Origin of the sequence: Pseudomonas sp. 2822-17 (genome assembly GCF_002742485.1) — a bacterium.
In the GTDB taxonomy this organism is placed as follows: domain Bacteria; phylum Pseudomonadota; class Gammaproteobacteria; order Pseudomonadales; family Pseudomonadaceae; genus Aquipseudomonas; species Aquipseudomonas cyclaminis.
Genome location: NZ_LJRZ01000049.1, coordinates 108772 through 126719, shown reverse-complemented (window position 1 = coordinate 126719; position 17948 = coordinate 108772). Strand labels below are relative to the sequence as shown.

The window sequence follows — 17948 nt, the reverse complement described above, 5'->3', positions numbered from 1 at the left end:
CTCATCATGAGCCTGCAAAATTTCGACCCCGCCGTTGCCCGCCTGATCGACCGTGAACGCAATCGCCAGGAAACCCACCTGGAGCTGATCGCTTCAGAAAACTATGTGAGCGACGAAGTGCTCCAGGCCCAGGGCTCGGTGCTCACCAACAAGTACGCCGAGGGCTATCCGGGCAAGCGCTATTACGGCGGTTGCAAGGTGGTCGACGAGATTGAAAACCTGGCCATCGAACGCGCCCGCAAGCTGTTCAATTGCGAATACGTCAACGTTCAGCCGCATTCCGGGTCGCAGGCCAACCAGGCGGTGTTCCTTGCGGTGCTGGAACCTGGAGACACCATTCTGGGGATGTCCCTGGCCCACGGCGGACACCTGACCCATGGCGCCTCGGTGAATTTTTCGGGCAAGTTCTACCAGGCGTTTTCCTACGGCCTGGACCCGGACACCGAGACCCTGGACTACGCCGAAATGGAAGCCCTGGCCCGGCAACACAAACCGAAGATGATCATCGCCGGGGCCTCCGCCTATTCACGCACCCTCGATTTCCAGCGCTTTCGCAAGATTTGCGATGAAGTTGGCGCCTACCTGATGGTGGACATGGCGCACTACGCAGGCTTGATCGCGGCGGGGCTGTACCCATCGCCGGTGGGGATTGCCGACTTCATCACCTCGACCACCCACAAAACCCTGCGCGGCCCGCGGGGCGGACTGATCCTGGCCAAGGCGCAATACGCGGCGCTGCTCGATAAGACCATCTTCCCGGTCTATCAGGGCGGGCCGCTGATGCATGTCATCGCGGCCAAGGCCGTGGCGTTCAACGAGGCGCTGAGCGAGGGGTTCAAGCATTACCAGCAACGGGTGATCGCTAACGCCCGCACCATGGCCGATATCCTCACCCGCCGTGGTTTGCGCGTGGTCTCCGGGGGCACCGATTGCCATATGTTCCTGCTCGACTTGCGTGCGATGGACATCACCGGCAAGGATGCCGAGGCGTTGCTGGAGAGTGCGCACATCACGCTGAACAAGAATGCGATCCCCAACGACCCACAAAAACCGGCGATCACCAGCGGCATCCGTATCGGCACCCCGGCGCTGACGACGCGGGGTTTTGGGGAGGCTGAGTGTGCGGAAGTCGCGAATTTGATCGCCGACCTGTTGGAGCAACCGAACAACCCGACGCTGCTTGAGAATACCCGGCGCCGGGTGATGCACCTGTGTGAATGCTTTCCGGTTTACCTGCTGAGCTGACGCAAACAAAAAAGCCAACGCGCTGGGGCGTTGGCTTTTTGTGTTTCTGGCAACCGTCTTACATGTTCGGGTAAGTCGGCCCACCTGCGCCTTCCGGCGTGACCCAGGTGATGTTCTGCGAAGGGTCCTTGATGTCACAGGTCTTGCAGTGCACGCAGTTCTGGGCGTTGATCTGGAAGCGTTTCTCGCCGTCTTCCTTGGTGATCACTTCATACACACCGGCCGGGCAGTAGCGCTGCGCCGGTTCATCGTAGAGCGGCAGGTTGGTGCCGATCGGGATGCTCGGGTCCTTGAGCTTCAAGTGGCACGGCTGTTCTTCTTCGTGGTTGGTACCGGAGATGAACACCGAGCTCAGCTTGTCGAAGCTCAGCTTGCCGTCGGGTTTCGGGTAGTCGATCTTCGTGCTGTCCTTGGCCAGCTTGAGGCAGGCGTAGTCCGGCTTGGTGTCGTGCAGGGTGAACGGCATTTTGCCGCCGAGGATGTTCTGGTCGAACCAGTTGAAGCCGGCGCCGATGATCGGGCCGAACTTGTGCATCGCCGGGCCGAAGTTACGGGTGGCGAACAGTTCTTCGTAGAGCCAGCTGGCTTTGAAACCGTCGACGTAGTTGGTCAGTTCGTCACCGCCTTCGGACTCGGCGAACAGGCGCTCGGCCACGGCGTCGGCGGCGAGCATGCCGGACTTCATGGCGGTGTGGCTGCCTTTGATCTTGGCCACGTTCATGGTGCCCAGGTCGCAGCCGATCAGCGCGCCGCCCTTGAAGACCATTTTCGGCAACGAGTTGATGCCGCCCTTGGCCAGCGCACGTGCGCCGTAGCTGATGCGCTTGCCGCCTTCCAGGTACTGGGCCAGCACCGGGTGATGCTTGAGGCGCTGGAACTCATCGAACGGCGACAGGAAGGTGTTGCTGTAGGACAGGTCGACGATCAGACCCACGACCACCTGGTTGTTTTCCAGGTGATAAAGGAAGGAGCCGCCGGTGTTCTCGTTGCTCATGATGTCCAGCGGCCAACCGGCGGTGTGGACCACCAGGCCTGGCTGGTGCTTGGCCGGGTCGATTTCCCAGATTTCCTTGAGGCCGATGCCGTAGTGCTGGGCGTCGGCGTCGCTGTCCAGGTTGAAGCGCTGGATCAGTTGCTTGCCGATATGGCCACGGCAGCCTTCGGCGAACAGCGTGTACTTGCCACGCAGTTCCATACCGGGGGTGTAGACGCCTTCTTTGGGATTGCCTTCGCGGTCGACGCCGAGGTCACCGGTGATGATCCCGCGCACCACGCCGTTCTCGTCGAACAGCGCTTCCTGGGCGGCGAAGCCTGGGTAGACTTCCACGCCCAGGTTCTCGGCCTGCTGGGCGAGCCAGCGGCACAGGTTGCCGAGGGAGATGATGTAGTTGCCTTCGTTGTGCATGGTCTTGGGCACAAAGAAGTCAGGAACCTTGGTGGAGGCTTCGGGGCTGCGCAGTACATAGATGTCGTCGCGCACCACGGGAGTGTTGAGCGGGGCGCCGAGTGCTTTCCAGTCCGGGAACAGTTCGTTCAGGGCGCGCGGTTCAAACACGGCACCGGAGAGGATGTGTGCGCCGACTTCGGAGCCTTTCTCGACCACGCAGACGCTGATTTCCTTACCGGCTTCGGCGGCCTTCTGCTTCAGTCGGCAGGCGGCGGACAGGCCAGCCGGGCCAGCGCCGACGATGACCACGTCGAATTCCATGTATTCGCGTTCCACAGGCTATCTCCTACTCAAGGCTCAACAGGCTTTTTTTCTAATGGGTGGAGGTTCGGTGTCGTCTTGCGGCAACGGCAAGACTCGCCTTTCTCTCTAGGTGGCGCATTATATATAGACCACTGTCAGCGTCCAATACAAACGTTTGTTTGAATTGCCCGCAGGCTAGGTAAATCAAAGCAACGCGGCTTATGACTGACCATTTTGCCGTATTGACCAGAATAGGCGTTCCGGTCAATATACGGTCGGTTTTGCGCTTACCGTAGGCAGACAGCAGGTTTCAAGAGCACGTCCAAAAGCGAAACAGGTGACGCACGCCCGAGCACCGGCGCGCAGTTTACACGCCGCGATAAAGAATGACCTCTCAGTCACCACTGACGAACGGTCATCATTTCCCGTGAGCAAGGTCATTTGTCCAGGTTTTTGGAGGTGCCCTTGTGTGCCGATGAGCATCAACCGCCAGGTTCGCCTAGGCGACTTTCTTTTCACCGGAGAGTAACGAGGAATCCATGAAGGTTCTTGTAGCTGTCAAACGCGTTGTCGATTACAACGTGAAAGTTCGCGTCAAGGCGGACAATTCCGGCGTCGATCTTGCTAACGTCAAGATGTCGATGAACCCTTTCTGTGAAATCGCCGTGGAAGAAGCCGTACGCCTGAAAGAGAAAGGCGTGGCGACTGAAATCGTCGTGGTTTCCATCGGCCCGACCACTGCTCAGGAGCAACTGCGTACCGCTCTGGCACTGGGCGCCGACCGCGCCGTGCTGGTTGAGTCCGCTGAAGAGCTGACCTCCCTGGCCGTGGCCAAGTTGCTCAAGGCCGTTGTCGACAAGGAACAGCCTTCGCTGGTGATCCTCGGCAAACAAGCCATCGACAGCGACAACAACCAGACTGGCCAGATGCTGGCTGCACTGACCGGTTACGGCCAGGGTACCTTCGCTTCCAAAGTGGAAGTGAGCGGCGACAGCGTTGCCGTGACCCGCGAAATCGACGGCGGTGCACAGACGGTTTCCCTGAAACTGCCGGCCATCGTCACCACCGACCTGCGTTTGAACGAGCCGCGCTACGCGTCCCTGCCAAACATCATGAAAGCCAAGAAGAAGCCTCTTGAAGTGCTGACTCCGGACGCTTTGGGCGTTTCCACCGCCTCTACCAACAAGACCGTCAAAGTCGAAGCGCCGGCTGCACGCAGCGCGGGCATCAAGGTCAAGTCGGTGGCTGAACTGGTCGAGAAACTGAAAAACGAAGCGAAGGTAATCTGATCATGACTATCTTGGTAATCGCCGAACACGACAACAAAGTGCTGGCCCCGGCCACGCTGAACACCGTGGCTGCTGCTGCCAAAATCGGCGGCGACATCCACGTTCTGGTTGCAGGCCAAGGCGCTGGCGCCGTGGCTGAAGCCGCTGCGAAGATTGCTGGTGTGAGCAAAGTCCTGAACGCTGACAACGCCGCTTACGCGCATCAGCTGCCGGAGAATGTTGCGCCATTGGTTGCAGAGCTCGGCGCTGGCTACAGCCACATCCTGGCCGCCGCCACCTCCAACGGCAAAAACATCCTGCCACGCGTTGCCGCGCAGCTGGACGTTGACCAGATCTCCGAGATCGTTTCGGTTGAAAGCGCCGACACCTTCAAGCGCCCGATCTATGCCGGTAACGCCATTGCCACCGTGCAATCGACCGCTGCCATCAAAGTCATCACCGTGCGCGCCACCGGTTTCGATCCGGTTGCCGCTGAAGGTGGTTCGGCTGCCGTTGAAGCCGTCTCCGCTGCCCACGACGCTGGTACCTCCAGCTTTGTCGGCGAAGAGCTGGCCAAGTCGGACCGTCCTGAGCTGACCGCTGCCAAGATCGTCGTTTCCGGCGGACGTGGCATGCAGAACGGTGACAACTTCAAGCACCTGTACGCCCTGGCCGACAAGCTGGGCGCTGCGGTCGGCGCTTCCCGCGCTGCCGTCGACGCAGGTTTCGTACCCAACGACATGCAGGTCGGCCAGACCGGCAAAATCGTTGCGCCACAGCTGTACATCGCGGTCGGTATCTCCGGCGCGATCCAGCACTTGGCCGGTATGAAAGATTCCAAAGTGATCGTTGCGATCAACAAGGACGAAGAAGCACCGATCTTCCAGGTGGCTGATTATGGCCTGGTGGCGGACTTGTTCGAAGCCGTACCTGAGTTGGAGAAGCTGGTCTAATCCAGCCGCTTCACTTATAAAGAGCCCGGTCGTGTGACCGGGTTTTTTTTGCCCGGCTTTTTGTGAATATCGGAGAAACCGCCATGGAACTGCGCCCTTGGGCCGTGCTGCTGGGCCTGTCGCTGCTGCCGAGCCTGACCCTGGCCGCCGGCAAATGTGAGCGCCTGGTCATCACCGGCAGCCCTGACGCACCGCCGTTGCTATGGCGTGACCCCCAAGACCCCACGCACTTGATCGGCGCCACCGCTGACGTGCTGCAATATGTGGCCAAGGACCTCGGGTTGAAAATCGACCTGCTCTATGGCGGCAAACGCTCCCTGGCCCTGGACGAGGTGCGCAGCGGTCGCATGGATATCCTCGCGGATACGCCGCTGAACCTTGGCGAGCTGGACAACCTTGACTACATCCACCCGGCGTTGGTGCAGACCGATTATCTGGTCTGGACGCGCAAGGATTCGGCACTGGTCTACACCACGGCTGCCGACCTGCACGGGCACAAGGGTGCAGTGTCGGAACGTTCACGTTTGAGTGCCGGATTTGAAACCTTTGCCAGCGAGCAACTGACCTTGCAGCGTCTGCCAACGTTGACTCCCGCGTTCCAGAAACTGCTGCTGGGGGAAGTGGACTACGTGCTGGCCGGACGTTACTCCGGCATGGCCATGGCCCAGACACTGGGCATGAGCAACGACCTGATCGCCCGTGATATGCCTGTCGACCAGCCGGGCCTGTACCTGGCGATTTCCCACAACTCGGCCTGCAATGATCCTTGGTTACGCGGACAGCTCACCAAAAAGATGACAGAATTGCCCGGGTCTGGTGTGGCGCAAGCCGCGCTGCAGCGCAATCTGGAGCGTTGGAAAGCGCAATTGCAACAACCCGTGGGCACCCCAACAAAGTAGGGATTTTCAGTGACTCTTCGACCTTTTTTCGCGGCCCTCGCCGTTGTCGCTCTGGCGGGATGTGCGGCCGATCCTGCGCCGAATGAACAGATTCGCCTTACCCAGCAAGCCCTGGAGCAAGCCAATGCGGTGGGCGCCAGCGCCGATGAATCCGCCGAACTGAAACTGGCCGAAGACAAATTCGCCCAGGCCAAGGCCGACATGGCCGACGAGTCCTACAAGGACGCGCGCATGCAGGCCGAGCAGGCCGAGTTGGACGCGCGCCTGGCCGAAGCCCAGGTGCTGACCCGCAAAAGCCAGGAGCAACTTAACGTGCTTAACACCCGCATCACGCGCCTGCGCAAGCAATTGCAGTTGGGAGAAGCCCAATGAGCCGGATGATCCGTGGGTTGGGCTGTGCTGTGTTGCTGGGCAGTGCAGTCTTGGGCGGTTGCGCCAGTCATCCGAATGGCGAGCACGCCTTGCAACAGGCCGGCAGCGATTTCCAGAAGGTCAAGGAAGACGCCAACGTGCTGCGCATCGCGCCCAAGGACGTGATTCGTGCCGGTGAGTCCCTGGCTCGCGCCGACCGTTTGTCCAGCTACTGGGGCAGCGGTGCAGACGTGGTGCATTACGCTTACCTGAGCCAGCGCTACAGTGCCATCGCCCGTGAGCACACTGAGCAGACACTCAACGAAGAACGCGCCGCCAAGCTCGAACTGGAACGCCAGCGCCTGCAATTGGCCCTGCGAGAAAGCAAGCTGATCAGCGTGCAGCAACAGGGCAAATGGCTTGAAGAGCAAATCGCCAGCCTGACCACCACTCAGACCGATCGCGGTTTGGTGATGACCTTGGGCGACGTGTTGTTCGATACCGGCGAGGCAGAGCTGAAAAACTCGGCCAACCGCACTGTGCTGAAGATCGTGCAGTTCTTGCAACTGAACCCCAAGCGCGTAGTGCGCATCGAGGGTTATGCGGACAATACCGGCGGCCAGCAGGAAAACCTCAAACTGTCCCGCGACCGTGCGCAGTCGGTAGCCGATGTGCTGGTGGACCTGGGGATCGATGAAAAACGCATCCAGGTAGAAGGCTATGGCGACCAGTACCCGGTGGAAGCCAATGCTTCCGAGCGGGGCAGGGCGCAGAATCGTCGCGTTGAAATAGTCTTCTCTGACGAGAAAGGCCAACTGGGCGCCGCGCGCTAAAGCGCTGCACACACCTGAAAACTCTATCCGCCACCCTTACAGTTTTTACTGTCACTCCCACGCGCGCTCGACTATTGTGGCAACTGTCCCCGTACACTTCTAAACTGTGCCGGTATGTTTCACACAAAAATAAAATACCCGTGAAATCGAGTGCTGCGTCATGACCAATCTGTTGCTTTACCAACGTATCGCCCAGCAACTGGCTGAGGACATCCGACGCGGTGTCTATCAGCCGGGTGAGCGTGTGCCTTCGGTGCGCAAGATGAGCTCCCAGCTCAATGTGAGCCACGCCACGGTCTTGCAGGCTTACGCCAACCTGGAAGACCAGGGGCTGATCCGGGCGCGGCCGCAGTCCGGCTACTACGTGCACCAGACGCCGGCCCTCACGGCGCCGACGCCGGATATTGCACGGGTCGAGCGCCCGGGGTTGGTTACGCGCAGCAGCATCATCCAGCAGGTATTGGGCGAGTCGCGCCGCGAAGGTGTGTTCCCGCTGGGTGCCGCCGTGCCGAGTGTCGACTACTTGCCGGTGCGCGCGCTGCACCAGCAACTGGCCAAGGTCACGCGGTTCCAGAGCCCTCGCGCGTTCAGCTATATGTTCAGCCCGGGGTTTGAACCGCTGCGCCGCCAAGTGGCGATCCGCATGCGTGATGCAGGCGTTGTGGTGGACCCGTCCGAGGTGGTCATCACCCACGGTTGCGTCGATGCTTTGCAGATGTCTTTGCGCGTGCTGACGCGCCCTGGCGATTTGATTGCAGCGGAATCACCGACGTATTACGGCTTGTTGCAACTGGCCGACTTGCTGGGCCTCAAAGTCATTGAGATCCCCAGCGATCCTTCCACCGGCATGAGCCTGGAAGCCCTGCAACTCGCCGCCAACCAATGGTCGATCAAGGCGCTGGTGCTGACCACGCGCCTGAGCAACCCATTGGGTGGCACCATGCCCGAGGAGCGGCAGAAACAGTTGCTGCGCCTGGCCTCGGATTTCGACATTCAGATTGTCGAGGACGATATCTACGGCGAGCTGATGTTCGAAATCGGTCGCACCAAGGCCCTCAAGGCCTACGACCGCCTGGACCGGGTCATCTATTGCTCCAGCTTCTCCAAGACGTTGTCGCCGGGTGTGCGCATCGGCTGGATGATCGCCGGCAAGTACCAGCAGGAAATCCAGCGCCTGCAAATGTTCAGCACCCATTCGGCGTGCAGCGTTACCCAGATGGGCGTGGCGGCGTACCTGGAGAACGGCGGCTACGACCGGCACCTGCGCTATATCCGTCAGGAATACCGCAAGAACCTCAGCGCCTTCCAACTGGCAGTGCAGCAGTATTTTCCCGAAGGCACCCAGATGACCCGTCCGACCGGCGGTTTTATCCTGTGGGTCAGTTTGCCCGGCCGGGTCAATACCCAGGAACTGCACGTGCGCGCCCTGCAGCAGGGCATCAGCATTGCGCCGGGGTTGATCTTCAGTAATACCGAACAGTTCAACCACTGTATTCGCCTTAACTGCGGCACGCCGTGGAACCGCGAGGCAGAGCGGGCGCTGATGACGCTGGGGATGTTGGCCAGCCAGTTGTGTCAGGAAACCGCAGCAGGACTTTGAGGCGCAGAAAGGGGACAACTCCGATAGCGGGCTAATCACCGGGCTTGTCATGCCGCGCACAACAAGCGAGCATATGGCCCTCTGCCGTTAATGCTGTAGGCAATATGACCTCGATTGTTCGCGCTGCTTTGGTGATTGGCCTGTTGAGCCTGTGCAACGTCAGCACAGTGCTGGCGGCGGCACCTGTGACTGAAAACAAGCCTGCTGCCACGAGCGAGCAGAACACTCCCGCGAAAAAGCCAAGCGCTGCCAAGCCAGCCGCCGCTACCAAGAAGCAAACCGCCACGGCGAAAAAACGTGCCGCGAAGGCGAAAAAATCCAAGTCGGCCCAAGAGGTCGCGCAAACCAAATTGCCACCGGCACAGTTGGACCTGACACTGCCATCGGACATGGTCAGGCACCTGCAACCCCTCGGTACGATGCCCAAGCCCCAGAGCGTGCCGTTGCTGCCGCCGATGTTTGGCGAAAAGCCCACCGACAATAGTGCGTTCCAGATCAACGGCCGTTTGCTCAGTAACGAGATGAAACTGCAACTGCGCAACGAAGAACGCCGTGACGTGGAAGGTGCTGCGCTGGAATTCGAGTTCAAGCAGTAAACTTTTCCCACAGACGTGACGCAGGCCACCGACCATCTGTCGCAGACTGGTCAGTCATGTTTGTTTTGTGCGAAAAACCCCTGTTAGACCATTTTAAAACGGCTGTTTAAGGGCGTAGTCTAGCCCGGCCATCCCCATTGAGTCGTCGAGGACCTGCTGGTCATGAATTGCCGTGAAGGCTGTGGCGCATGCTGCATCGCCCCCTCCATCAGTTCGCCGTTACCCGGAATGCCCCATGGCAAACCGGCGGGCGAACGCTGCCTGCACCTATCGGTCGAACAGCTGTGCCAACTGTTCGGCCAACCGGAGCGTCCGGCGGTGTGCAGTGATTTCAAGGCGGATATCGATGTCTGCGGCACCGACCAGGCCGACGCGATCCGGTTGATCGGCTGGTGGGAGCAGATGACGGCGGCTTGATGGGCTTTACTATCGCAACGTCAACAATAAGGAATACAACAATGGGTTCGCTGAAACGAATGGCTGTGCTGTGCGGGTTTACGGTGTTGTTAGCGGCCACTGCGCAGGCTGAGGATTGGCAAGTCGCCAAGGATGAAGACGGTATCAAGGTGTCGTTAAGCGAAGTCGCTGGCTCCAAGTACAAGGCCTATCGCGGTGTGACGGTGATCAAGGCGCCCGTGGCCAGGATCCAGGCGCTGCAGGAAGATGTGGCCGGTGCCTGTTCGTGGATTCACGAGTGCAAATCCCAGAAGCTGGTGGACAAGAAAGGCGATGAGGCTTGGACCTATACTCAATTCAAGGCGCCGTTCCCGGTGACCGATCGCGATTCGTATATCCATGTCACCACCACCAAGAATGCAGATGGCAGCGTAACGCGCAAGTTGGAGGGCGTACCGACCTACAAGCCGGAAGAAAAAGGCTACGTGCGTGTGGCCCAGGTTGAAGGCTTCTGGAAACTGGTGCCCAAAGGCGACAACCAGACCGAAGTTACGTATCAGGTCCACACCGAGCCAGGCGGCAGCGTGCCATCGTGGCTGGCCAACAAGTTCGTAGTGGATGCGCCGTTCAACACCTTGAAAGCCCTCAAGGATCACGCCGAGAAGTAAGCGCAGTTGATCCGGTGCCTGTGACCTTGAGTGGAACGTTTGGCGATCCCTCAAGGTCCAGATAGATGTGAGCCCACACACGGGCTTTATCGAGGAGGCACCGATGCAAACGTGGCAAATTACCTTCGTTGATGATCACGGTGAAACGTCCGTGGAGCAGTTCACCTGCGAACAAAAGCCCAGCCTCGAAGATGCTGCGCACATGATCCGCAGCAAGCTGGTGCCCGTCGCCGCCGAACTCGACCTCAATGACCTTGAGGGCCGCCAGCCCGAGCCTACGGTCAAGATCCTGAAAGACCAGAACAGCATCCAGATCCTCGACATTTCCCCCGCCGCCTGAATATTCCTTGTATGCCATCCAACCGCCTCTGGTGGAGGTGGTAGCTTCGCGCTACTCTGCAAGAGAGATCAGCGAATGAATCGCTAAGGTCTGGTCTTGTCAGCTACATGCTTGTTTTCCCTCAGTGACTTGTTTCATTGCCATAGATTCCGCGCCAGCCAGGCGCGGATTGGGGAAGCACGGAAAGTCTATCCATCGGTTTGAGGAGGACGTTTCATGAGCACAGCCTATCAAGAAGACATCAGCACCAACGTTCTGCGCCGCATGAAAGAAGGCGGCTTCGACTTTTCACGTTTCCACCCCATTGAGTTCTACGCCATTTTCCCGGATGAGGAACGGGCGCGCAGGGCTGCGGGTGAGTTTCGTGGAGAATCCCTGAATGCCCAGGTCAGTGCGCGCGATGATGGCGCCTGGTACCTGGAACTGAGCAAAATCATGTTCGCCACCTACGACGGCATAGGAGACTTCGAGCAAGACTTTGAGGCGGTGGTCGAGCCGTTGGGCGGGATTATCGAAGGATGGGGCGTCAAGCAGGAGGTGCGTGGGTTACCCATGTAGCGAGATTGTATGAGTAACGCAGCGTATCGGCTGACCTTCGGGTCGGCCGATTTTGTGTGCGCTGTATGAAAACTCCCGGAACTTGAGCTGCCTTTTCGTGCACAAAAAAAAGCCACCCAAAGTGGGTGGCTGAAAGGGAAGACCGAGGAGCCGGTCGGTACACGAGCTGTCACGGTACCGAGTGCGTAAGGGTTAAAGCTGTAGGACACATCCTGTTCAGCTGATGGAGGCGATTATCCGCAGGCTTGGCCGGGCAGTGAAATCAACTCTGACTATGCTGTTGATAGGCAAAGCCTGCATTGCGATGAAGCGTGCAGCAATGCGACGGGCATTCCGCGCACCAGGACGGTGCGGTCAGCTGTTCGCTTATATTTAACTCACTGTTTTTTAAGTGTTTATGCCGCTGGCACGGGCCTTGCGATGGTTCTTGCGTCCGGGTGACAAGGAGTACGGCATGATCCGCACTTATTACGACGAAATGTACGACGGGGCAGGGCAGGTCCGCCCCCATTACCGCGAGTTCGCCCGCTGGTTGGCCGAAACCCCCGCAGAACTGCTGGCCCAGCGCCGGCGTGAAGCCGATTTGCTGTTTCACCGCGCCGGGATCACGTTCACGCTCTATGGGGACGAGCAGGGCACCGAACGCCTGATTCCCTTCGATACCATTCCCCGCAGTATCCCCGCCAGTGAATGGCAAATTGTCGAGCGCGGCTGCATTCAACGGGTCAAGGCGCTGAACATGTTCCTTGCCGACCTGTACCACGAACAACGCATCATCAAGGCCGGCATCATCCCGGCCGAACAGGTATTGGCCAACGAGCAATATCAGTTGGCGATGCAGGGCTTGGACCTGCACCGCGATCTTTATTCCCACGTCTCCGGAGTCGACCTCGTACGCGATGGTGACGGCACCTACTACGTGCTGGAGGACAACCTACGCACACCGAGCGGCGTCAGCTACATGCTCGAAGACCGCAAGATGATGATGCGCCTGTTCCCCGAACTGTTCGCCGCCCAGCGCATTGCGCCCATCGACCATTACCCCAACCTGTTGCTCGACACCCTGAAAAGCTCCAGCCCACTGGATAACCCCAGCGTGGTGGTGCTGACGCCGGGGCGCTTCAACAGTGCGTTCTTTGAACATGCGTTTCTCGCCCGGGAAATGGGCGTAGAGCTGGTAGAAGGTGCCGACCTGTTCGTGCGCGATGACCGCGTCTTCATGCGCACCACCGACGGCCCCAAGGCGGTAGACGTGATCTATCGCCGTCTTGATGACGCGTTCCTCGACCCGCTGGCCTTCAACCCGGACTCCATGCTCGGTGTGCCCGGCCTGCTGGCGGCCTATCGCTGCGGCAACGTGGTGCTGGCCAACGCCATCGGCACTGGGGTGGCGGATGACAAGTCGGTGTACCCCTTCGTCACCGAGATGATCCGTTTTTACCTGGATGAAGAACCCATCCTGAAGAACGTTCCTACGTTCCAGTGCCGCAAGCCTGACGAATTGTCCCACGTGCTGGCTAACCTGCCGGACCTGGTAGTCAAGGAAACCCAAGGCTCGGGCGGCTACGGCATGCTGGTCGGCCCTGCGTCGACGGCGGCGGAAATCGAAGCATTTCGTGCGCGCATCAAGGCCAAGCCCCATGCCTATATCGCCCAGCCGACCCTGTGTTTATCCACCTGCCCGACCTTTGTCGAAAACGGCATCGCCCCGCGCCATATCGACCTGCGCCCGTTTGTATTGTCCGGCAAAGAAACCCGCGTGGTACCCGGCGGCTTGACCCGCGTGGCGCTGCGCGAAGGTTCGCTGGTGGTCAACTCGTCCCAGGGCGGCGGCACCAAAGACACCTGGGTGGTTGAGGACTGAATGCCATGTTGAGTAGAACTGCCTCGGATTTGTATTGGATGTCGCGCTATCTGGAGCGCGCCGAAAACCTCGCGCGCATGCTCGATGTCAGCTATTCGCTGTCGCTGATGCCTCAGGATGGGCGCGGCGATGGCTTGCACGAACTGGCCATGCCGCTGCTGATCACCGGCACCCTGGAGGATTACCGCGAGCGCCACGGTGAATTGCACGCTGAGCACTTGCTGCACTTCTTTGCCCTGGACGCGGCCAACCCGGCGAGCATCTATAGCTGCCTCGGCGCGGCGCGAGCCAGTGCCCACGCGGTGCGTGGGCGAATCACCGCCGACATGTGGGAAAACATCAACGCCACCTGGCTGGATATCCGCGATATCGCCCAGCAAGGCCTGAGTCGCTATGGCATGAGTCGCTTCTGTGAGTGGGTCAAGGAACGCTCCCATCTGTTTCGGGGCGCGACCTACGGCACCATCATGCGTAACGATGCTTTCCGTTTCATTCGGCTGGGCACCTTTATCGAGCGCGCCGACAACACATTGCGGTTGCTCGATGCGCGCTATGAAATGGCCGGCGACCGTGCCGAAGCCGTCACCGATGGCACGGCCCACGCTTACTATCAATGGAGCGCCTTGCTGCGGGCGTTGTCGTCGTTCGAGGCCTACACCGAGATTTATCGCGATGCTCCCGGCGCCCGGCAAGTGGCGGAGTTGCTGCTGTTGCGCGCCGATGTGCCGCGCTCACTGCGGGCGTGCAGCGAGGAAATCGACCAGATCCTCGCCAGCCTGCCTGGCCTCAACGGTCGACCGGCCCAGCGCTTGGCCGCCGAGATGGATGCCCGCCTGCGCTTTACGGCCATCGATGAAATCCTTGAGGAAGGCCTGCACGCCTGGCTGACCGACTTTATCCCCTTGGTCCGCCAGTTGGGCGACGCCATCTACAGTTCCTACCTGGAGGCTGCATGAGACTCTCCATCAGTCACGAAACCACCTACCACTATGACGACCAGGTGCGCGCCAGCATCCAGTATCTGCGCCTGACGCCCCATGACAGCGAGCGTCAGCATGTACTCAGTTGGCAACTCGACCTGCCGCGCCCGGTGCGTGCCCAGGTCGACCCCTTCGGCAACATCCTGCATGTGCTGACCCTGGACGAACCCCACGACGCCATCATCATCGGCGCCCGTGGCCAGGTGGATATCGACGAATTACGCGAGGCCGAGCACGAGAGTCAGTCGGCGTTCCCGTTCCTGCGTTGCACCCGCCTGACCGAGCCGGATGAAGCCTTGCGTGGCTTTGCCGCGCAGCATTGTCACCAGCGTCGCGACCGCACGGCGTTGATCGACCTGATGCACGCGCTCCACCAGGCGATGGTCTACACGCCGGGTGTCACCGAAGTCGACACCTGCGCCGCCGAGGCCTTTGCTGGTGCTGCGGGCGTGTGCCAGGACCATACCCACGCGTTCCTGGCCTGCGCACGCAGCCTCGGGATTCCTGCGCGGTATGTGTCGGGGTATTTGTACACCGAAGACAGCACGCACCTGGCCAGCCACGCCTGGGCCGAAGCCTGGCTCGATGACGCCTGGTACAGCTTCGACGTGACCAACCAACTGGCGCGCCCGGAGCGGCATCTCAAACTGGCGGTCGGCCTGGATTACCTGGATGCGTGCCCGGTTCGAGGCATGCGCCGTGGCGGCGGGCATGAGCAAATGCATGCCAAAGTGTTTGTGGCGCCGACGCCGCTGGTGTCCGTACAGCAGCAGTAAGCGACAAGTTGATAGCGGTTTCGGTGGTGACCAGGCTTTTGTGGTGAACGGGCTTTTGTGGTGAGTGGGCTTCTGTGGTGAGCAGGCTTCTGTGGTGAGCGGGCTTGCCCCGCGCTGGGGTGCGAAGCAGCCCCAAAACCATCCGCCGCCTAATGTCTGGCACACCGCATTCTGCTTTTATTGGGGCTGCTTCGCAGCCCAGCGCGGGGCAAGCCCGCTCACCACAGAAGCTCGCTCACCATCAACCTAACCAGCCAGTTCACTTGCTTCACGGCTGCTTACGGCTCGCCATATGCTTCAAATAGCCCACCAATAAATCCAGCTCGCTGTCAGGCAACACGCTGGCAGCGAAAGCTGGCATCTTCGCCTGTGGCCAATGCCTCAAGCTCTGTGGGTCACGGATATAGCGCTTGAGGAAATCTGCGCTGAAATATTCCGTAGGGCTGTAGGGAATATTCAGATCCGGACCCACCTGCGCATCGCCCGCGCCATTGAGGCGGTGACAGGCCAGGCAGTTTTTCTGGAAGAGTGCAAAGCCCTGGTTGATGGGATCATTCGCTGCCAGTTTCGGGTCGGGCAACAGCGCCGGAAACCGCTCCGCCACGGTCTTTAATTGTTTGATCGCCGAGACTTGGAACGGCCACTGCTCAGGGCTGATAGGCCCGGCTTGCGGGTCGGTCCACACCAGGTAAAACGGCCCGGCGCTGTGTTTGCCTTCGCCCAGGGCGGGCCACGGTTGGGCGGGGTCTTCCACCGCAAGCCAGGCGCGGGCGCCGTGCTGTTCCAGCAGCGGTGCGGCGCTGAGTTCGGCAGCGAAGCCATCCAGGGCAACCGCTTGCAGATGGCTCTGCGGTGTAAGGCCTGGTAGGAGCACCGCCAGCGGCACTGCACGATAGGTCATGCTGCGTTTGTAGGACACGTCATCGATGATTTGCACCATCTGCGCATCCGGGTGTTTGAGCAAGTCGGCGGTCTGCCAGGTCTTGCGGCTGTGGTCCAACTCGATGGTCAATTGCGCCGCAGCAGCGGGGAGGGCGAGCAGCAAGGCCAGGAGTGCGATGATCGGTTTCAAGACAGAGGCCCCGTGTTAAGTGGCGATAGGGCTCACGATACCGGAAAAACGCCCGTAAAAAGGCAGCCCCTGCAACGGGGTCGCTATGCACGAAGTCCCGGCGGGTGCTGCCAAAAGCTGCAATCCTGATGCAAAAAATGCGGAGGATAAGGAGGTTACCCAATGACCTTGGTCAAGTTGGGCAAGATCAGAATCAGTGTGGTGGCGAAAAGAATAAGTCCCGCCTGACGTACTTTCGAGTGCTTGAACATGGCTGACTGCCTTTTGTTGTTATTCCTGAGCGTCAAATACGTGCCATTTTATTTCAGTATGGCGCTTTGACGTGTCACTTTTCTTACAGCTGCTCCAGCAAAACCCGGCAGCAACCTCTTACTGATTGAACCTTAGAGCCCTCGTTCTTCGCGGCTTAGATCCATTTCATATCAGCTAATCAGTATTTCTGCTTAAAAGCGCATGAGGCAGAACGCCATCTTGGCGCCAATGCCTTGGCTAGACAGCTAAAACGATTAATCGGCTTCGGAGCTTAGGGACCTACCGTTCGTCCGAGCGTGGGGGTCAAAAGCAATGAGCGCATCCGTCATTGAAACCGTGTCAATCGGGCCTAAGGTAAGGGCACTACTGCGCAATGGTTCGAGGATGTCATGACCCAAGCTTTGATCTTTGATGCGATCCGCACGCCCCGAGGCAAGGGCAAGGCCGACGGCGCCCTGCACAGCGTCAAGCCGGTAAACCTGGTGGCGGGTTTGCTCACGGCGTTGGCGCAACGCAGCGACCTCGATACCCAGCAAGTCGATGACATCGTGCTCGGCTGCGTGACCCCGGTGGGCGACCAAGGCGCGGACATCGCCAAGACGGCCGCCCTGGTGGCGGACTGGGCCGTCAGCGTCGCGGGCGTACAGGTCAACCGTTTCTGCGCCTCGGGCCTGGAAGCAGTCAACCTGGGCGCGATGAAAGTGCGCTCCGGCTTTGAGGAACTAGTCGTGGTCGGCGGTGTGGAGTCCATGTCCCGCGTGCCCATGGGCAGTGATGGCGGTGCCTGGGTGCTGGACCCGCAGACCAATCTGCACAGTCACTTCACGCCCCAAGGCATCGGCGCGGACCTGATCGCCACCTTGGAGGGATTCAGTCGCGAAGACGTCGATACCTTTGCCCTACAGTCCCAGCAGAAAGCGGCCAGGGCCTGTGCCGACGGTTCCTTCAGCAAGTCGCTGATTGCAGTGCAGGACCAGAATGGGATTGTGCTGCTGGGCCATGACGAATTTATCCGTGGCGACTCGACGCTTGAAGGTCTGGGCAAGCTCAAGCCCAGCTTCGAGATGATGGGGCAGATGGGCTTCGACGCTACTGCACTGCGGGTCTACAGCCAGGTAGAGCGCATCAACCACGTACATACTCCAGGTAACAGCTCCGGCATTGTCGATGGCGCCGCACTGATGTTGATCGGCTCCGAAGCGAAGGGCCGCGAGTTGGGCCTGCAACCCCGGGCGCGCATTGTCGCCACGGCGGTCACCAGCACCGACCCCACCATTATGCTCACCGGCCCCGCGCCAGCCACCCGAAAAGCCCTGGCCAAGGCCGGTTTGCGCGTGGAAGACATCGATCTGTTCGAGGTCAACGAAGCCTTTGCCTCAGTGGTGCTCAAGTTCATCAAGGACATGGGCATTGATGCTGCACGGGTCAACGTCAACGGCGGTTCCATCGCCATGGGCCATCCGTTGGGGGCAACGGGCTGCGCGATCCTTGGCACCTTGCTCGACGAGCTTGAAGTGCGCCAGCAGCGCTACGGCCTGGCCACCCTGTGTGTTGGCGGTGGCATGGGCATCGCCACGATTATCGAACGCCTCTGAGCCTAAGGAATT

The 17948-nt window shown here is 59.9% G+C and carries 18 protein-coding genes; 16 read left to right on the top strand and 2 right to left on the bottom strand.

Annotation, left to right across the window (positions count from 1 at the left end; all coding sequences use genetic code 11):
• The first annotated feature begins 6 nt into the window (after window positions 1-6).
• Window positions 7-1245: a serine hydroxymethyltransferase gene (glyA, locus tag AOA60_RS00745; protein WP_099582752.1), complete on the top strand. Its 1239-nt coding sequence runs from the start codon at window positions 7-9 to the stop codon at window positions 1243-1245.
• A gap of 58 nt (window positions 1246-1303) precedes the next feature.
• On the opposite strand, the gene AOA60_RS00740 is transcribed toward glyA, so the two are convergent.
• Complete coding sequence (locus AOA60_RS00740) at window positions 1304-2968, bottom strand: electron transfer flavoprotein-ubiquinone oxidoreductase (protein WP_099582751.1); 1665 nt, start codon at window positions 2966-2968, stop codon at window positions 1304-1306.
• A gap of 506 nt (window positions 2969-3474) precedes the next feature.
• Here AOA60_RS00740 and AOA60_RS00735 point away from each other — a divergent pair.
• The 14 genes from AOA60_RS00735 to AOA60_RS00670 all read left to right on the top strand — a co-directional run bounded on the left by AOA60_RS00735 (window position 3475) and on the right by AOA60_RS00670 (window position 15017).
• Window positions 3475-4224 carry an electron transfer flavoprotein subunit beta/FixA family protein gene (locus AOA60_RS00735; RefSeq protein WP_099582750.1) on the top strand — a complete coding sequence of 250 codons (750 nt, stop codon included), beginning with the start codon at window positions 3475-3477 and terminating at the stop codon, window positions 4222-4224.
• Window positions 4225-4226: 2 nt separating this feature from the next.
• Window positions 4227-5156 carry an electron transfer flavoprotein subunit alpha/FixB family protein gene (locus AOA60_RS00730; RefSeq protein WP_099582749.1) on the top strand — a complete coding sequence of 310 codons (930 nt, stop codon included), beginning with the start codon at window positions 4227-4229 and terminating at the stop codon, window positions 5154-5156.
• 83 nt (window positions 5157-5239) lie between these two features.
• Complete coding sequence (locus AOA60_RS00725; RefSeq protein WP_099582748.1) at window positions 5240-6055, top strand: ABC transporter substrate-binding protein; 816 nt, start codon at window positions 5240-5242, stop codon at window positions 6053-6055.
• Window positions 6056-6064: 9 nt separating this feature from the next.
• On the top strand, window positions 6065-6427 hold the full coding sequence (locus AOA60_RS00720; protein ID WP_099582747.1) for a DUF4398 domain-containing protein: 363 nt from the start codon (window positions 6065-6067) through the stop codon (window positions 6425-6427).
• Window positions 6424-7239 carry an OmpA family protein gene (locus AOA60_RS00715; protein WP_099582746.1) on the top strand — a complete coding sequence of 272 codons (816 nt, stop codon included), beginning with the start codon at window positions 6424-6426 and terminating at the stop codon, window positions 7237-7239. The genes AOA60_RS00720 and AOA60_RS00715 overlap by 4 nt, the downstream gene beginning before the upstream one ends.
• A gap of 160 nt (window positions 7240-7399) precedes the next feature.
• Window positions 7400-8839: a PLP-dependent aminotransferase family protein gene (locus AOA60_RS00710; protein WP_099582745.1), complete on the top strand. Its 1440-nt coding sequence runs from the start codon at window positions 7400-7402 to the stop codon at window positions 8837-8839.
• Window positions 8840-8943: 104 nt separating this feature from the next.
• Window positions 8944-9435, top strand: coding sequence for a translation initiation factor 2 (locus AOA60_RS00705; RefSeq protein ID WP_099582744.1), 492 nt, complete (start codon window positions 8944-8946; stop codon window positions 9433-9435).
• Between the two features lie 162 nt (window positions 9436-9597).
• Window positions 9598-9852 (top strand): YkgJ family cysteine cluster protein, encoded by a 255-nt coding sequence (locus tag AOA60_RS00700; RefSeq protein WP_032887441.1) that lies wholly within the window; start codon window positions 9598-9600, stop codon window positions 9850-9852.
• Between the two features lie 41 nt (window positions 9853-9893).
• Window positions 9894-10499, top strand: a complete 606-nt coding sequence (locus AOA60_RS00695) for an START domain-containing protein (RefSeq protein WP_099582743.1) — start codon at window positions 9894-9896, stop codon at window positions 10497-10499.
• A gap of 103 nt (window positions 10500-10602) precedes the next feature.
• Window positions 10603-10839, top strand: a complete 237-nt coding sequence (locus AOA60_RS00690; protein WP_099582742.1) for a hypothetical protein — start codon at window positions 10603-10605, stop codon at window positions 10837-10839.
• Between the two features lie 216 nt (window positions 10840-11055).
• Window positions 11056-11397, top strand: a complete 342-nt coding sequence (locus tag AOA60_RS00685) for a ribonuclease E inhibitor RraB (protein WP_015885395.1) — start codon at window positions 11056-11058, stop codon at window positions 11395-11397.
• Window positions 11398-11851: 454 nt separating this feature from the next.
• Entirely contained in the window at window positions 11852-13261 is a 1410-nt protein-coding gene (locus tag AOA60_RS00680) for a circularly permuted type 2 ATP-grasp protein (protein WP_099582741.1), read from the top strand.
• 5 nt (window positions 13262-13266) lie between these two features.
• On the top strand, window positions 13267-14217 hold the full coding sequence (locus tag AOA60_RS00675) for an alpha-E domain-containing protein (RefSeq protein ID WP_065909369.1): 951 nt from the start codon (window positions 13267-13269) through the stop codon (window positions 14215-14217).
• Window positions 14214-15017, top strand: coding sequence for a transglutaminase family protein (locus AOA60_RS00670; protein ID WP_099582740.1), 804 nt, complete (start codon window positions 14214-14216; stop codon window positions 15015-15017). The genes AOA60_RS00675 and AOA60_RS00670 overlap by 4 nt, the downstream gene beginning before the upstream one ends.
• A 268-nt stretch (window positions 15018-15285) precedes the next feature.
• Here the strand turns inward: AOA60_RS00670 and AOA60_RS00665 are convergent, their stop codons facing one another.
• Window positions 15286-16089, bottom strand: a complete 804-nt coding sequence (locus AOA60_RS00665; protein WP_099582739.1) for a cytochrome c — start codon at window positions 16087-16089, stop codon at window positions 15286-15288.
• Window positions 16090-16730: 641 nt separating this feature from the next.
• Between AOA60_RS00665 and AOA60_RS00660 the strand changes: the two genes are divergently transcribed.
• Window positions 16731-17936: an acetyl-CoA C-acetyltransferase gene (locus AOA60_RS00660; protein WP_099582738.1), complete on the top strand. Its 1206-nt coding sequence runs from the start codon at window positions 16731-16733 to the stop codon at window positions 17934-17936.
• Window positions 17937-17948 lie beyond the last annotated feature (12 nt).

Bases quoted from the DNA above. Each gene is read 5' to 3' on its own strand.
- glyA (WP_099582752.1), top strand. From the start codon at position 7: ATGAGCCTGCAAAATTTCGACCCCGCCGTTGCCCGCCTGATCGACCGT.
- AOA60_RS00735 (WP_099582750.1), top strand. From the start codon at position 3,475: ATGAAGGTTCTTGTAGCTGTCAAACGCGTTGTCGATTACAACGTGAAA.
- AOA60_RS00730 (WP_099582749.1), top strand. From the start codon at position 4,227: ATGACTATCTTGGTAATCGCCGAACACGACAACAAAGTGCTGGCCCCG.
- AOA60_RS00725 (WP_099582748.1), top strand. From the start codon at position 5,240: ATGGAACTGCGCCCTTGGGCCGTGCTGCTGGGCCTGTCGCTGCTGCCG.
- AOA60_RS00715 (WP_099582746.1), top strand. From the start codon at position 6,424: ATGAGCCGGATGATCCGTGGGTTGGGCTGTGCTGTGTTGCTGGGCAGT.
- AOA60_RS00710 (WP_099582745.1), top strand. From the start codon at position 7,400: ATGACCAATCTGTTGCTTTACCAACGTATCGCCCAGCAACTGGCTGAG.
- AOA60_RS00705 (WP_099582744.1), top strand. From the start codon at position 8,944: ATGACCTCGATTGTTCGCGCTGCTTTGGTGATTGGCCTGTTGAGCCTG.
- AOA60_RS00700 (WP_032887441.1), top strand. From the start codon at position 9,598: ATGAATTGCCGTGAAGGCTGTGGCGCATGCTGCATCGCCCCCTCCATC.
- AOA60_RS00695 (WP_099582743.1), top strand. From the start codon at position 9,894: ATGGGTTCGCTGAAACGAATGGCTGTGCTGTGCGGGTTTACGGTGTTG.
- AOA60_RS00690 (WP_099582742.1), top strand. From the start codon at position 10,603: ATGCAAACGTGGCAAATTACCTTCGTTGATGATCACGGTGAAACGTCC.
- AOA60_RS00685 (WP_015885395.1), top strand. From the start codon at position 11,056: ATGAGCACAGCCTATCAAGAAGACATCAGCACCAACGTTCTGCGCCGC.
- AOA60_RS00680 (WP_099582741.1), top strand. From the start codon at position 11,852: ATGATCCGCACTTATTACGACGAAATGTACGACGGGGCAGGGCAGGTC.
- AOA60_RS00675 (WP_065909369.1), top strand. From the start codon at position 13,267: ATGTTGAGTAGAACTGCCTCGGATTTGTATTGGATGTCGCGCTATCTG.
- AOA60_RS00670 (WP_099582740.1), top strand. From the start codon at position 14,214: ATGAGACTCTCCATCAGTCACGAAACCACCTACCACTATGACGACCAG.
- AOA60_RS00660 (WP_099582738.1), top strand. From the start codon at position 16,731: ATGACCCAAGCTTTGATCTTTGATGCGATCCGCACGCCCCGAGGCAAG.